Origin of the sequence: Streptomyces sp. NPDC032161, assembly GCF_040636995.1 — a bacterium.
In the GTDB taxonomy this organism is placed as follows: Bacteria; Actinomycetota; Actinomycetes; order Streptomycetales; family Streptomycetaceae; genus Streptomyces.
Genome location: NZ_JBEZVN010000025.1, coordinates 15032 through 28936, shown reverse-complemented (window position 1 = coordinate 28936; position 13905 = coordinate 15032). Strand labels below are relative to the sequence as shown.

General features: G+C 72.0%; 10 protein-coding genes. 3 read left to right on the top strand and 7 right to left on the bottom strand.

Going from position 1 to position 13905, the window contains the following annotated elements:
- Positions 1-43: 43 nt before the first annotated feature.
- Positions 44-913 (bottom strand): AraC family transcriptional regulator, encoded by an 870-nt coding sequence (locus AB0E67_RS28060; RefSeq protein ID WP_362031723.1) that lies wholly within the window; start codon positions 911-913, stop codon positions 44-46.
- Positions 914-1049: 136 nt separating this feature from the next.
- Here AB0E67_RS28060 and AB0E67_RS28055 point away from each other — a divergent pair, with 136 nt between their 5' ends.
- The 3 genes from AB0E67_RS28055 (at position 1050) to AB0E67_RS28045 (ending at position 7695) form a co-directional block, all read left to right on the top strand.
- A complete protein-coding gene (locus AB0E67_RS28055; RefSeq protein ID WP_362031721.1) occupies positions 1050-5753 on the top strand; it encodes a DEAD/DEAH box helicase in 4704 nt (1567 codons plus the stop codon).
- 183 nt (positions 5754-5936) lie between these two features.
- On the top strand, positions 5937-6773 hold the full coding sequence (locus AB0E67_RS28050) for a DNA-formamidopyrimidine glycosylase family protein (protein WP_362031719.1): 837 nt from the start codon (positions 5937-5939) through the stop codon (positions 6771-6773).
- 157 nt (positions 6774-6930) lie between these two features.
- Complete coding sequence (locus tag AB0E67_RS28045) at positions 6931-7695, top strand: SDR family NAD(P)-dependent oxidoreductase (protein ID WP_362031717.1); 765 nt, start codon at positions 6931-6933, stop codon at positions 7693-7695.
- Between the two features lie 1194 nt (positions 7696-8889).
- On the opposite strand, the gene AB0E67_RS28040 is transcribed toward AB0E67_RS28045, so the two are convergent.
- The 6 genes from AB0E67_RS28040 to AB0E67_RS28015 form a co-directional block, all read right to left on the bottom strand.
- Positions 8890-9360 carry a DNA starvation/stationary phase protection protein gene (locus AB0E67_RS28040; protein ID WP_362031716.1) on the bottom strand — a complete coding sequence of 157 codons (471 nt, stop codon included), beginning with the start codon at positions 9358-9360 and terminating at the stop codon, positions 8890-8892.
- Between the two features lie 309 nt (positions 9361-9669).
- The gene (locus tag AB0E67_RS28035) at positions 9670-10053 is read right to left on the bottom strand and encodes a helix-turn-helix transcriptional regulator (protein ID WP_351516220.1); all 384 of its coding nucleotides are present in this window, start codon (positions 10051-10053) and stop codon (positions 9670-9672) included.
- A 109-nt stretch (positions 10054-10162) separates the two neighbouring features.
- The gene (locus tag AB0E67_RS28030; RefSeq protein ID WP_362031714.1) at positions 10163-10672 is read right to left on the bottom strand and encodes a CinA family protein; all 510 of its coding nucleotides are present in this window, start codon (positions 10670-10672) and stop codon (positions 10163-10165) included.
- Complete coding sequence (gene pgsA, locus AB0E67_RS28025) at positions 10669-11403, bottom strand: CDP-diacylglycerol--glycerol-3-phosphate 3-phosphatidyltransferase (protein WP_362031712.1); 735 nt, start codon at positions 11401-11403, stop codon at positions 10669-10671. Before pgsA ends, AB0E67_RS28030 begins: the two co-directional genes overlap by 4 nt.
- Positions 11400-12875, bottom strand: coding sequence for a 30S ribosomal protein S12 methylthiotransferase RimO (gene rimO, locus AB0E67_RS28020; protein ID WP_362031710.1), 1476 nt, complete (start codon positions 12873-12875; stop codon positions 11400-11402). The genes pgsA and rimO overlap by 4 nt, the downstream gene beginning before the upstream one ends.
- A 148-nt stretch (positions 12876-13023) precedes the next feature.
- Positions 13024-13827 carry a RodZ domain-containing protein gene (locus AB0E67_RS28015; RefSeq protein ID WP_362031706.1) on the bottom strand — a complete coding sequence of 268 codons (804 nt, stop codon included), beginning with the start codon at positions 13825-13827 and terminating at the stop codon, positions 13024-13026.
- Positions 13828-13905 lie beyond the last annotated feature (78 nt).

Here is a 13905-nt window from a genome sequence, read left to right as displayed (position 1 = left end):
GTGGCCTTCTGGGAGTGCTGTCTGTTCTGCCACGTCCGGAACGCTACGTGCCCGGATCGGGACCGGTCTTGTACGTTCCTGCACGTTCGCGCTGGTACGCGCCCGGGGGCACTCCCACGATCCGGGTGAAATGACGGTTGAGGTGCGGCTGATCGGTGAAGCCCACTTCGGCGGCCACCTCCGCGGGCGGTCTCCCCGCGTCCAGCAACCGGCGCGCGGCCCGCACCCGGGCGTCGGTGAGCCAGGCGTGGGGCGGCATCCCGTACTGCTTCTTGAAGGCCCTCAGCAGCGCGAACGGACCGGTGCCGAGTTCCGCGGCCAGCGCGTCCAGCGTGGGCGGGCGGGTCATCCGGTCCTCCAGCACGGCCCGGGCACGCGTCGCGTGAAGCGCACCGGCCGAGCGGGGCGCGCGCGTCGGCAGCACGCCGCCGTGCCGGCCGAGCAGCCGCGCGACCATGACACGCAGCACGGTGTCCGCGGCGAGCGCGTTGCCCTCCTCGGCCGCGCGGTGCACCTCGCCGATCAGCCGGGCCGCGTACGGATCCACGACGCCTGTCTCGGTGAAGCCGACGGTGCCGCGCAGACTCGTCGTCTCGGCCGCGATGTCGGTGATCACCTGTGCGGACGGGTACAGCGTGGCGTACACCCAGCCCTCCGGGACACCCGCCCGGGCGGTGTGCGGCACCTCCGGGTTGATCATGACGACGACGCCGGGACCCGCGTGCACGGTGCCGCTCGGCAGCCCCACGTCCTCCACTCCGTGGGTGATGGTGCCGAAGACGTAGCCCTCGTGGCTGTGGCGCGGAAAGGCATGGCGCACGTACCGGGCGCGCAGCAGATCGAGGTCGGGCAGCTCCGCGTACTGCCAGTGCCTCGCCCACTCCCCCGCTCCCGGCTCCGGTATCTCACCCATGGACGAATTCTCGCAGGTGGCGGCGCGGTCGTCGGCGGTCGACCGTCCGGGTGCCCGGAACGGTCGCGGGCTGCCGGGCACGGTCGGCCACGGCCGTCACGGCCCGTTGTCAGTGGTGGGGTGCACGATGGGGGACATGGCCGGTTCCGTGCTCGACTCGTTCTCCCCCGCGACCCGCGGCTGGTTCACGGGAGCCTTCAGTGCCCCCACAGCCGCGCAGGAGGGCGCCTGGCGCGCGATCGCCGAGGGGTCGGACGTGCTGGTCGTCGCGCCGACCGGCTCCGGCAAGACCCTGGCGGCGTTCCTCGCCGCGCTGGACGGGCTGGCGTCCGTCCCACCGCCGGCCGACGCGAAGAAGCGTTGCCGTGTGCTCTACGTGTCCCCCCTGAAGGCCCTCGCGGTCGACGTCGAGCGCAATCTGCGCTCACCGCTGACCGGCATCCGCCAGGAGTCGGTGCGGCTCGGGCTGCCCGAGCCCGAGGTCCGGGTGGGCATCCGCTCGGGCGACACCCCGCCCGCCGAGCGCCGCTCCATGGCGACCCGCCCGCCGGACATCCTGATCACCACGCCGGAATCGCTGTTCCTGATGCTGACGTCGTCGGCCTGCGAGGCGCTCTCAGGTGTCGAGACGGTCATCCTCGACGAGGTGCACGCCGTGGCGGGCACGAAGCGGGGCGCCCATCTCGCTCTCTCCCTGGAACGGCTCGACGAACTGCTGCCCGCGCCCGCGCGGCGGATCGGCCTGTCGGCCACGGTCCGGCCGGTCGACGAGGTGGCGCGTTTCCTCTCGCCCGGGCGGAGGGTCGAGATCGTCCAGCCACCCTCCGCCAAGCGGTTCGATCTGTCGGTGGTCGTTCCGGTCGAGGACCTGGGCGAGCTCGGCGGCTCCCCCGTTTCCGACGCGGACGGGGCGGGTCGGACGGACAAGCCGTCGATCTGGCCCCATGTCGAGGAACGCATCGTCGATCTCGTCCAGGAACACCGGTCCACGATCGTCTTCGCCAACTCCCGCCGTCTGGCGGAACGCCTGTGCAACCGGCTCAACGAGATCGCGTACGAGCGGGCCACAGGCACCGTCCTCGGGGCCCCCGACGCCCCGCCCGGGGAGGGCGGTTCCGTAGGGCGGCTGCCGGAGGCGCACTCCCCCGCCGAGATCATGGCCCAGTCCGGCGCGGCGAAGGGTGCTCCCGCACTGCTGGCCCGCGCCCACCACGGTTCGGTCTCCAAGGAACAGCGCGCCCAGGTCGAGGAAGACCTCAAGGCGGGCCGGCTGCCGGCCGTGGTCGCCACCTCCAGTCTGGAGCTGGGCATCGACATGGGGGCGGTCGACCTGGTGATCCAGGTGGAGTCGCCGCCGTCGGTCGCCTCCGGGCTGCAGCGCGTCGGCCGGGCCGGACATCAGGTCGGCGCGGTCTCCACCGGGGTGGTCTTCCCCAAGTACCGGGGCGATCTGGTGCAGGCGGCCGTGGTCACCGAGCGGATGCGCGAGGGCTCCATCGAGGCACTCCGGATCCCGTCCAACCCTCTGGACGTACTGGCCCAGCAGCTCGTCGCGATGGTCTCCCTGGACAGCTGGCAGGTGGACGACCTGCTGGCCGTGATCCGCCGTGCCGCGCCCTTCGCCTCGCTGCCGGAGTCGGCCTTCACGGCGGTGCTGGACATGCTCGCCGGCCGCTATCCGTCCGACGCCTTCGCCGAGCTGCGTCCCCGTGTGGTCTGGGACCGGATCGCCGGTACGGTCACGGGCCGCCCGGGTGCCCAGCGGCTGGCCGTGACCTCCGGGGGGACCATTCCCGACCGCGGGCTGTTCGGGGTCTTCCTCGCGGGGGCCGACCCCAAGAAGGGTGGTGGCCGGGTCGGTGAGCTGGACGAGGAGATGGTGTACGAGTCCCGGGTCGGGGACGTCTTCACGCTGGGCACCACCTCCTGGCGGATCGAGGACATCACCCGTGACCGGGTCCTCGTGTCGCCCGCCCCCGGGGTTCCCGGCAGGCTGCCGTTCTGGAAGGGCGACCAGCTGGGCCGCCCGCTGGAGCTGGGACGGGCGCTGGGCGCGTTCCTCCGGGAGATCGGCGGGATGCCGCCGGAGGACGCCCGGCTGCGCCTGCTCGCCGCCGGGCTCGACGCCTGGGCCGCGGACAACACCCTGTCGTACATCGAGGAACAGCGTCGCGCCTGTGGCCACGTCCCCGACGACCGGACCATCCTCGTCGAGCGGTTCCGCGACGAACTGGGCGACTGGCGGGTCGTCGTCCACTCCCCGTTCGGCGCACAGGTGCATGCCCCGTGGGCGCTGGCGCTGGGCGCCCGCCTCGCCGAGCGGTACGGCATGGACGCCCAGGTGATGCATGCCGATGACGGCATCGTACTGCGGCTGCCCGACGCCGATCTGATGGGTCTGGACCTTCTCGATCTCGACACCGCCCAGGACCCGTCCGGCTCCCCGTCCCCGTTGCCGGGCCTGTCGTACGACAGCGAGCAACCACCCGTCGGGGCCGCCGACGTGACGTTCGATCAGGGCGAGATCGGCCAGATCGTCACGGACCAGGTCGGCGGTTCGGCGCTCTTCGCGTCGCGGTTCCGCGAGTGCGCGGCCCGTGCCCTGCTGCTGCCTCGCCGCAGCCCCGGCAAGCGCACCCCGCTCTGGCAACAGCGCCAGCGTGCCGCTCAACTGCTCCAGGTCGCCTCGGAGTTCGGCTCGTTCCCGATCGTCCTGGAAGCGGTCCGCGAATGCCTCCAGGACGTCTTCGACGTTCCGGGGCTGACGGAACTGATGGGCGACCTCGAAGCACGCCGGGTCCGGCTGGTCGAGGTGACCACCCCGGAGCCCTCTCCGTTCGCCCGCTCGCTCCTGTTCGGTTACGTCGCCCAGTTCCTGTACGAGGGCGACTCGCCGCTCGCCGAACGGCGGGCCGCGGCCCTCTCCCTCGACTCCCATCTGCTGGCGGAGCTCCTCGGCCAGGCGGAGCTGCGCGAGTTGCTCGACGCGGACGTCCTGACCGAGCTGGAGCGGGAGCTCCAGTGGCTGGCCGACGACCGCCGGGTCAAGGACGTCGAAGGGGTCGCCGACGCCCTCCGCGTCCTCGGGCCGCTCACCGACGCCGAGTTGACCGAGCGGGGTGCCGGGCCGGGGTGGGCCGCGGAGCTGTCGACCGCGCGCCGGGCCATCCGGGTCAGGATCGGCGGAGCGGACCACTGGGCGGCGATCGAGGATGCCGGACGCCTGCGCGACGCCCTGGGCACCGCCCTCCCGGTCGGCGTCCCGGAGGCGTTCACCGAGCCGGTCAAGGATCCCCTCGGCGACCTCCTCGCCCGATACGCCCGTACGCGCGGCCCGTTCACCTCCGCCGGGGCCGCCGCCCGCTTCGGTCTCGGCGCCGCCGTCACGGACGGCGCCCTCCAGCGGCTGGCCGCCACCGGCCGGATCGTCCAGGGCGAGTTCCACCCCGCCGGAATCGGCCAGGAGTGGTGCGACGCCACCGTTCTGCGCCGATTGCGCCGACGCTCGCTCGCCGCGCTCCGCCACGAACTGGAACCCGTCCCGCCCGCCGCGCTCGCCGGTTTCCTTCCGCAATGGCAGCACCTGGGCGACAACAGCCTGCGCGGGATCGACGGGCTGGCCCGCGCCGTCGAGCAGTTGCAGGGTGCGCCCGTTCCGGCGTCGGCCCTGGAGAAACTGATCCTCCCGAGCCGGGTGAGCGGCTACACCCCGGCGCTGCTGGACGAGCTGACGACCACCGGCGAGGTCGTCTGGGCCGGCGCGGGGGCGCTGCCCGGCAAGGACGGCTGGCTGTCGCTCTACCTCGCCGACAGCGCACCCCTGCTCCTCCCGCCGCCGCACCCCCTCGAACTCACCGCACTGCACGAATCGGTTCTGACGGCGTTGAGCGGCGGGTACGGCCTGTTCTTCCGGCAGATCGCCGACCAGATCCGCGCCACCACCCATCCGGACTGCACCGATCCGCAACTGGCCGACGCCGTCTGGGACCTGGCCTGGTCGGGCCGGCTCACCAACGACACGCTCGCCCCGCTGCGCTCGCTCCTCGGCTCCGGCCGCACGGCGGGGTCGACCGCCCACCGTGCGAGACGGAACTTCCCGCGCGGGCGTTACGGCTCGCTCACGGCCGCGGCCCGCCCCGTTTCCCGCACCGGACCACCCACGGTCTCGGGCCGCTGGTCCCTGCTGCCCGCCGCCGAGCCCGACCCCACCCACCGCGCTCACGCCCTGGCCCGCACGCTCCTCGACCGCCACGGCGTGGTGACCCGCGGGGCCGTGCAGGCCGAGGGGGTCGAGGGCGGGTTCTCCGCCGCGTATCGCGTGCTCTCCGCGTTCGAGGACAACGGGCAGGCCCGGCGCGGCTATGTGGTCGAAGGGCTGGGGGCGGCCCAGTTCGCGATGGACGGCGCGGTCGACCGGCTGCGCACGGTGTCCACCGCACGCGACCGGGCCGAGCCGGGCGTCGCACCCCACGCCGTGGTGCTCGCCGCGGCGGACCCGGCCAACGCGTACGGCGCGGCCCTGCCGTGGCCGGAGTCGCCGGACGGGGCCGGCCACAAGCCTGGCCGCAAGGCAGGTGCCCTGGTGGTGCTGGTCGACGGCGAACTGGCGATGTACATGGAGCGTGGCGGCAAGTCGCTGCTGGCCTGGCCCACCGATCCGGGGGATCCGGTGCTCGTCGCGGCAGCGGGGGCGCTGGCGGAAGCCGCCCGCGCGGGGGCGCTCGGCACGGTCACGGTGGAGCGCGCCAACGGCGCCTCGTCGCTGACGTCCCCGCTCGGCCGCGTCCTGGAGGCGGCCGGATTCCTGGCCACCCCCAGGGGGCTCCGCCTCCGCGCCTGACGTCCCTGCCACACCCTCACGGCCCCTGTCCCTCTCACCCCAGCCCGCGCCGTAGACCGTGCCGCCTCTCGCACTCGGTACGCGGCACCACGCAGACGCGGCCCGTGCACCGACCGGAACTCCCGTCCGGCTCGGCTCGGTCCGGACCGAGCCGGATGCGCCCGCGGGCCGCATCATGGAGACATGCCCGAAGGAGACACCGTCCTGCAGACCGCACGGCGTCTGCACGCCGCCCTCGCCGACCGCGTCCTCACCCGCTCCGACCTGCGCGTCCCCCGGTTCGCCACCGCCGACCTCACCGGCCGGACGGTGCTGGACGTCATCTCGCGCGGCAAGCACCTCCTCACCCGCATCGAGGGCGGCCTCACCCTCCACAGTCATCTGCGGATGGACGGTTCCTGGCAGGTCTACGCACCGGGCGAGCGCTGGCGCGGCGGGCCCGCCCACCAGATCCGTGTGGTGCTCGCCAACGCGGACCACACGGCCGTCGGCTATCGGCTGCCGGTCCTGGAGCTCCTCCGCACCAGGGAGGAGGAGCGAGCGGTCGGGCACCTCGGCCCCGACCTCCTGGGCCCCGACTGGGACCCCGACGCTGCCCTGCGCAATCTGCTGACCGACTCGTCCCGCCCCCTCGGCGAGGCCCTGCTGGACCAGCGCAACCTGGCGGGAATCGGCAACGTCTACAAGGCCGAGCTCTGCTTCCTCGCCCGCGCCACCCCGTGGCTGCCCATCGGCGAACTGCCCACCGCCACCGCCTCGCGCCTCGTCACCACGGCCAGGCAACTCCTCGAAGCCAACCGCGACCGCCCCGTACGCACGACAACCATGACGACCACGGGCACGGCGGCGAACACGCGCACAGGGGTCGTGGCCCGCCCCCACGGCTCGAAGGAACGGCTCTGGGTCTACGGCAGGACCAACCGCCCCTGTCTGCGCTGCGGCACACCGATCCGCATGGCCGAGCAGGACGCCCGCCCCACCTACTGGTGCCCGCACTGCCAGGCGGGCCCCACGGCCTGACTCCCCACACGCCCAGCCTCCCTCCCGCGCCGCAGCCGCTCCGCTCGCGCGCGCACCGAACGACACCCCTCCCGGAGGGCATTTCCGTTCCCCTCGCAATTCGCATACCACACAAGAGAGTTGACGGCACGTCAGCTCCAGTCGTAACGTCCGCTGCATGAGCTTCGCCGGGTACGACCTCACGGGCCGCTCCGCGTTCGTCACCGGAGCGGCGAGCGGCATCGGCAGGGCGAGTGCCGTCCTGCTCGCGTCGGCGGGCGCCACCGTGCACTGCGCGGACCGTGACGAGAACGGACTGTCGCAGACCCGGAACCTGGTCACCGAAGCGGGCGGGTCCTGCCATGTCCACCCGCTCGACGTCACCGATCACGACGCGGTCAGGGCAGCGGTGACCGCCGCGGGCGGCCTCGACATCCTGGCCGCGGTGGCCGGGATCATGCACACGAGCAGCGTCCTGGAGACCTCTGATGCCGATCTCGATCGCGTCCTCGCGGTCAACTTCAAGGGCGTCCTCTACGCCTGCCAGGAAGTGGCCCGGGGCCTGATCGCGCGCGGCGCCCCCGGTTCGCTGATCACGATGGCCTCGGGAGCGGTCGACGCCGCGAGCCCCGGGCTGCTGGGCTACAGCGTGGCCAAAGCGGCGGTCGTCCAGCTGACGAGGACCCTCGCGACCGAGCTGGGACCCCACTCCATCCGCGTCAACGCCGTCGCCCCGGGCTGGATCCGCACCCCCATGACCGCCCGCCACGACGCGGAACGGCAGCACCGGGCCGAGACCATGATGGCGAGGATGTCACCGCTGGGCCGGGTCGGAGAGCCCGAGGACGTCGCCCACACCGTGCTCCACCTCGCATCCGATGCGTCGTCCTTCATGACCGGCCAGATCCTTCGCCCGAACGGCGGCGCGACCATGCCCTGGTAGTCTGCCGGACCCGGACCAGGCGGCGCAGACCTGCACGCGACCAGCGCCCGAATCGACGTGCCCCGGCACACGACCACCGCCTCGCACACCGCGTCGCGACGTCCCGCCACCGGACCACGCACGGCCGCCCGGTCCCGGACCACCAGCTCACCCAGCGCGCCCGGACACGGCACCAGCCATCCGGACACCGCACCGCCATCCCGCTCGCTCCGCCCACGCACCACGCCCGGATCCGGGACGACCAGGCCGTGCCCCCGCTCCCCTCCGCGGCGTCCGCACTCGTACACCCTTCCGGCGTACTCGCCCCTACCCGCCCCGCCCTCGCGGCCGCGTGCACGGGCAACAGACTCAGTCCCCATCCGCCCGCCGCCACCGCGCCCTCGACGAGCCCCACATGAGCCGGTTCCAGCGCGAGCCGCAGCACGGCCCACCACCACACCCCGCCGAGAACGAGCGCCGGCACCCATCGCCGCACCATGGCTGCCTCCTCCGGCCGAACCTAGTTCGGCGCGCTCGCCCGGCGCGAGGGCGCACCGATGCGCCACCGGCGCGCGGTCTGCGGGCCGTAGCGCGTTGTGCGCTCCTCGCCTGGAGTTCCCCGAGCGTGCTGTGCGGATTCGTGTACGTGGGCCGCCCGGCCGGGGCCCCTCCGGTACCGGTCCCGGCCGCACCAACCATGCTCCTGTCCGGCAGGTCGCGCCTGGCGTGCGACGCGACAGGCGCGAAACGGTCCGGGGGCGCCCTCACCGCCCGACGCCCTCTCCCCGAAGTCTGGCGCGCCGAAGCCCCGACCGCATCCAGAGCAACGGCAGGCCCCACCCGAAGCGCCCCACCGGAAACGGCGGCGCCCGGAACGGCCTCCGAATGAGTCCGGGAGCGGTGTTTCCGCCGGCCCGGAGCGGCGTCCCGGCCGTTCCACACACCCCAGCCGTTCCACACGCCCGCGGCGACACCGGGGGCACGGCAGAGCCCCCACCGTCCCGGACAGGGCTCGGCGGGGGCTCGGAGGCGGCTCGGCAGGCATGGCCGGGCTTGGCACGGAGGTTCGCCGCAGAGGACGGATGCGAAGCCGTCGCCCCGAAGGAACCGGCCGTCCGCGTCGATCAACCGCGTCAGCCATCCACGTCAGGCGATCGCCTCACGCACGCGCACGGAACTCTTCGCATCGCACATCCGCGCCACAACAGATGCACGTCAGGCGTTCGCCGCCTGGAACATCCACGCGTGCTTCTCGAGGTCGGCGGTCAGACCGATGAGCAGGTCCTGGCTGATCGGGTCGGGGCCGCCGGTCTTCTCGATCCGCTCCCGCATGCGCCCGATCACCACGCCGAGGGCACTCACCAGGGCCTCCACCGCGTGCCCGTCCGTGACCCAGCCCTCGGGCACGGACGCGATGGCCGTGGTCCTCGCGATCGTCCCCGACCGCCCGTCCGGATTGACGCCGAGGGCGGAGGCGCGTTCCGCGACCGAGTCGGAGTGCCGACGGGCGGTGTCGACGACCTCGTCGAGCTGGAGATGCACGGACCGGAATCGCGGCCCGACCACGTTCCAGTGCACCTGCTTGGCCACCAGGGAAAGATCGATCAGGTCCACCAGGGCGCCCTGCAACGCGTCTCCCACGACCTGGAGGTCGGACTCGGAAAGCGGGCTCTTCACCACGGACATGCGCATCTCCGATCTGCTTCTGTTCCGTTCGACATCACGCGCAACTTCACACACAACATCACCCACGATTGCACATACGGGCAGAAATAGATCATTCAGGAAGAAAGAGAAGGAAGGCTTCATACCTCAGACGCCCGGACCAACGACGCCCGGACCGAACCGTCCCGCGACTACCGCGGTCAGGCAGACGCACGGAAGACGTGGAGGGCATGGACGACACAGACAGACACACGGAAGCCGCAGGCAGACGCACAGAAGCCCCGGCCCCCATGAGGGACCAGGGCTTCCCCTGTACACCGGACCGCGCGGTCAGGCGGCGACGACATCCACCGCTTCCGTGGGCGCCTTGATGGTCACCCGCCCCGTCGGCACACCCGCCACCGACGTCACGGAGACGGAGTTGAGCACCGGACGCACCGGCACGGGCACCGGATCGCTGGCTGCTGCCGACTCGGCCAGTTCGGCCAGCGACAGCTCATCGCTCACTTCACGCATGAGCTCGGACATCCGTACGTCAAGCGCGTCGCAAATGGCGGAGAGCAGTTCGGAGGACGCCTCCTTCTGCCCCCGCTCCACCTCGGAGAGATAGCCGAGCGAGACTCGGGCGGACGAGGAGACTTCGCGCAGAGTACGGCCTTGGCGCTGGCGCTGCCGACGCAGCACGTCACCAAGCAGGCGACGGAGCAGAATCATCGGTGGCTCCCTCCTCGGACCGCGTAGCCGCATCCTTCACGCCCCACCGTACCGCCTTGCGCCGCGGCCGTGCGGGGAGCGATGTCGTGTTCACTCAGGGCTGCAAACATCAATTCCCCCCGTTCTGTTCCGTATCCTGTGCGCCTGCATTCTTGCCGAGTTTGTCGGAAAGCAGTGTGAGAACGTTCCGTACGCTCTCTTTACGGATGTCCGCACGGCTGCCGTTCAACCGCAGCACGGCCACATTCTCCGCGCCGTCCGGCCCGGACACCGCGACGTAGACCGTGCCGACGGGCTTTCCGTCCTGCGGGTCGGGGCCCGCGACGCCGGTGGTCGCCACTCCCCAGTCTGCACCGAGAACGCGCCGCACACCTGTCGCCATCTGCCGCGCCACGTCCGCGTCGACCGCGCCGCGCTCCGCCAGGAGGGCACCGTCCACACCGAGCAGTTCCCGCTTCAGGGGCGTCGCGTAGGCCGTCACGGACCCCCGGAAGGAACGCGAGGCGCCCGGTACGGACGTCAGCTCCGCCGCGACCAGACCACCGGTCAGGGACTCGGCGACGGCGAGCGTCTCCCCGCGCCGTGCGAGCAGTTCCAGGGCCCGGGCCGCGGCCGTCACCGCTCCGCCCCCGCGGAACCGCGGTCGCCCGACTCCCCCGAAGGCCCGGATGCCCCGGCCGTACGGCTCGAAGCCGCGGCAGCGGCCCGTTCGGACGCGAGCCCCCTGCGCCGCAGCACGACGGCCTGCCGTACGTAGTCGAGCCCGGTGGCGACCGTCAGCGCGACGGCCAGCGCCATCACCCAGAAGCGCAGGGTGGCGAGCGGGCCCGTCAGTGCCAGCACGTACATGCCGACCGCCACGCCCTGGGCCAGCGTCTTCATCTTCCCGCCGCGACTGGCCGGAATCACCCCGTGCCGGATCACCCAGAACCGCAGCAGCGTGATGCCTATCTCGCGGAAGAGGATCACGCCCGTGACCCACCAGGGCAGGTCGCCCAGATACGAAAGGCAGATCAGTGCCGAGCCCATGATCGCCTTGTCCGCGATCGGGTCGGCGATCTTCCCGAAATCGGTGACCAGGTTGTACGTGCGTGCGAGGTGGCCGTCGAACAGGTCGGTGATCATGGCGATGGCGAACGCCGCCCAGGCGAACGACCGCCAGGCCGGGTCGTAGCCGCCGTTGTGCAGCAGCAACAGCACGAAGCCGGGCACCAGCACCAGCCGGAGCATGGTGAGCAGATTGGCGATGTTCCACAGACTGGCCTGGTTGACGGCCGCGGAACCCAGCTTGCCGCCGCGGACCGGCTTCGCGCCGGAGCCGCCTGCCGCGGATGCCGGGACTCCCGTCATCTGGCCGCCTCCACGAGCTCGGAACACTCGGCCACCAGGTCCACTCCTTCGGTACCGACGACCTTTGCCTCGACCATACGGCCGGGCACGAGGCCCTCGCGTGTCGTGAGGAGCACCTGGCCGTCCGTCTCGGGCGCCTGGTGCGCCGCGCGCCCCACCGCGCCGTCCTCGTCGTCCACGGACTCGACGAGCACCTGGAGGGTCTCGCCGAGGCGCTCCTCGGCCCGCTGCGAGGTCAGTTCCTCGGCCAGCCGGGAGATGTGCGCGAGCCGTTCCGCGACGACGTCGGCGTCCAGCTTGTTCTCGTAACGGGCCGCTTCGGTGCCCTCCTCGTCGGAGTAGCCGAAGACGCCGATGGCGTCGAGCCGGGCACCGGTGAGGAAGCGTTCCAGCTCCGCCAGGTCGGCCTCCGTCTCGCCAGGGAAGCCGACGATGAAGTTGGAGCGGGCACCGGCCTGCGGGGCCTTGCCGCGGATGGTGTCCAGGAGTTCCAGGAAGCGGTCGGTGTCACCGAAGCGGCGCATCGCCCGCAGCACGCCGGGGGCCGAGTGCTGGAAGGACAGGTCGAAGTACGGGGCGACCTTCGGGGTCGAGGTCAGCACGTCGATGAGGCCCGGCCGCATCTCCGCGGGCTGCAGATAGCTGACCCGGATCCGTTCGATCCCGTCCACCTCGGCGAGCTCCGGCAGGAGCGTCTCCAGCAGCCGGATGTCACCGAGGTCCTTGCCGTACGAAGTGTTGTTCTCGGAGACCAGCATGACCTCCTTCACACCCTGCTCGGCCAGCCAGCGGGTCTCCCCCAGGACGTCCGACGGGCGCCGCGAGATGAAGGAGCCACGGAAGGACGGGATGGCGCAGAAGGAGCAGCGGCGGTCACAGCCGGAGGCGAGCTTCACCGAGGCGACGGGGCTGGTGCCCAGTCTCCGGCGCAGCGGCGCTCGTGGGCCGGAGACGGGTGCGACGCCCTCGGGCAGGTCCGCCGGTGCCGGCGCGGGCGCGGCCGGCTGCGCGTGGCCGGGCAGGGCCACGGCGGCGTCCTGCCGCTCTGCCGGGCTGATCGGCAGGAGCTTGCGGCGGTCACGCGGGGTGTGCGAGGCGTGGATGCCGCCGCTCAGAATGGTCTGGAGGCGGTCGGAGATGTCGGCGTAGTCGTCGAATCCGAGGACGCCGTCCGCCTCGGGCAGGGCCTCGGCGAGGTCCTTTCCGTAGCGCTCGGCCATGCAGCCGACGGCGACCACGGCCTGGGTCCTGCCGTGGTCCTTCAGGTCATTGGCTTCGAGCAGTGCGTCGACGGAGTCCTTCTTGGCGGCCTCGACGAATCCGCAGGTGTTGACGACGGCGACGTCCGCGTCGGAGGCGTCCTCGACGAGCTCCCAGCCGTCCGCTGCCAAGCGGCCTGCGAGCTCCTCCGAGTCCACCTCGTTACGGGCGCAGCCGAGAGTGACAAGGGCGACGGTACGGCGTTCGGGCATGGGCTCAAGACTACTTTGTCCCGGCACACGCCCTGCCGTGCAGGGTTCCCTCGTCGTTCCCTCGTCACGTCCGGTGACGAAAGCGGCGGGTGCCCGGCACGGTCGCCGGGCACCCGCCGCCTCCGTGGAGCCGTCCGGGGGCCGTACGTCAGCCGACCGCCGGGTCGCCCTTCGTGTACGAGAGCCGCTCGACCTGGCCCGGCTGGAACTTGTCCTCGACCTTCTTGCCATTCACGTAGAGCTCGATGGACCCGGCGTCACCGAGGACGAGGTCGACCCGCTCCTGATCCTGGAAGGTCTTGGACTGGCCCTGGAGCAGCAGGCCGTCGAAGAGCAGCCGCCCGTTGTGGTCCTTGGCGGAGATCCAGCTCTTGCCCTGGCTGGCGCTGAGCTTCACCGTCACCTTGTCCCGGGGGGCCGCGGCGATGGCGCTGTCGGAGGTCTCCGGCTTGGGGTCCGCGGACTTGCCGGTCTTGGGCCGGGGGCTCTCCGTGTTGGCGGTCGCGCCCTCCGCGACCTGCGTGGTCGTGGGTCTGTCGTTGTTGCCGCCCTTGACGACCGTGAAGCCGACGAAGCCGACCACGACGACGATCGCCGCCACCATGGCGGCCGTCCAGTTGGGGCGGCGGGGTTCGGACCGGATGCGCTCGGCCTCGAACAGCGGGGCCGCTGACGTGGGTGCCGGGCGGCCGCCGTGCTCGTCGTCGTACTGCGCGACCAGTGGTTCCGGATCGATGTGGACGGCGCGTGCCAGCGCGCGGATGTGGCCGCGTGCGTACACGTCGCCGCCGCAGCGGGAGAAGTCGTCCTCTTCGATCGCGTGCACGATGGGGATGCGCACCCGCGTGGACGTACTGATTTCTTCGACCGTGAGACCTGCGGCGATACGAGCCTGCTGAAGCACTCGACCGATCGAAGGCCGGTCGTCTTCGGGAGAGTTGCCGATGGACACGGGGGCGCCTTTCGAGCGTGAGCCACCTGCTGGATGTTCAGTCTAGGGGGGGTACGAAAGAGTGGAGCAACCGGGAGG